This window comes from Azonexus sp. (assembly GCF_036170495.1).
GTDB lineage: Bacteria > Pseudomonadota > Gammaproteobacteria > Burkholderiales > Rhodocyclaceae > Azonexus.
This window is the reverse complement of record NZ_JAVHPH010000106.1, coordinates 1-1,120: the sequence shown is the minus strand read 5'-3', so window position 1 is coordinate 1,120 and position 1,120 is coordinate 1. Positions and strand designations below refer to the sequence as shown.

Genomic DNA, 1,120 nt, shown 5'->3' with positions numbered 1-1,120 from the left:
CTGCCACCTGCCGCCGGGGTTCGAGAGCGAAATCAGTCTTGCCGCGCGGGCCTGGGCAGCGGAATGGGGACATCGCCTGGATAAGGGCGCCCTGCTCCTCATCGACTATGGTTTCCCGCGCCGCGAGTTCTATCATCAGCAACGCGGGCGCGGAACGCTGATGTGCCATTACCGCCATCATGCGCACTCCGACCCGTTCTATTTGCCAGGTTTGCAGGATGTTACGGTCCACGTCGATTTCACGGCAATTATTGCGGCGGCCCACGCCAGTGGACTGGAATTGCTCGGCTACGCCAGCCAGGGCCAGTTCCTGCTCAATTGCGGGATTCTCGATTTGCTGGCCGCCATTCCCCACGCGACGCCGGATTACATCCGGGCTGCCGGCGCCGTCGGCAAGTTGCTGATGCCGCACGAAATGGGCGAGCTGTTCAAGGTGATGGCGATTGGTCGCGGACTGGATGAGGGGCTTCTCGGCTTTGCCAACGGCGATCAGAGTCGTCGTTTGTAGCGATTAGCGCTTGGCCAGCTCGCGGAAACGGTTCGGCTGGCCGAGAACAAGGCGACCGAAATCATCGAGCAGCGCTTGGTCGACGGACTGTGGCCGGACGTTGTAGAGCGCACTACCGAGCCGTTCGAGGTTGCGTGTTTCGACGGTGATGACGCCCTTGGAAAAATCGGCGCGCCAACGGGCGCTGACGCTGACTTCGCTGCGGATTTCAAACTCGGCGCGTTCGACATAACTGCGCTCGTTCTTGAATTCCTTGTAGGTGAACGGCAGGCCGAAGTCAAAAAGCATGGCCCGGAATCGCTCTACCGATGGCCCGTCACGTTCGATGCGCAGGGTCGCGTGGCCACTCAGGTGATACGAGAACGAGACTAGCTCAACCAGCGCGCCGGCACTTTGCGACTGGGTCCGGTAGTCGGCGAAGCCCTCTTGCCAGCTCAGCTGATTAAGCTCGAACTGTTCGATCAGCGGGTAATCGCGCGGGACGTCGGGCTTGATGATGTTGAGCTGCTGAACCAGTTCGTGCAGATAGAAAAAGAGGTGCTTCAGCGCCTGGTCGATTGCCTCATTGACCGAGGTACGTTCGGCCAGGGCGCTATGGATTTCACGCTGCCG

At 60.4% G+C, this 1,120-nt stretch carries 2 protein-coding genes; one reads left to right on the top strand and one right to left on the bottom strand.

Annotated elements, in window-relative coordinates:
• Positions 1-508, top strand: a 508-nt coding sequence (locus ADADOO_RS03515) for an SAM-dependent methyltransferase (RefSeq protein WP_511275061.1), incomplete at its 5' end; no start/stop codon positions are given.
• A 3-nt stretch (positions 509-511) separates the two neighbouring features.
• On the opposite strand, the gene ADADOO_RS03510 is transcribed toward ADADOO_RS03515, so the two are convergent.
• Positions 512-1,120, bottom strand: a 609-nt coding sequence (locus ADADOO_RS03510; protein ID WP_511275059.1) for a hypothetical protein, incomplete at its 5' end; no start/stop codon positions are given.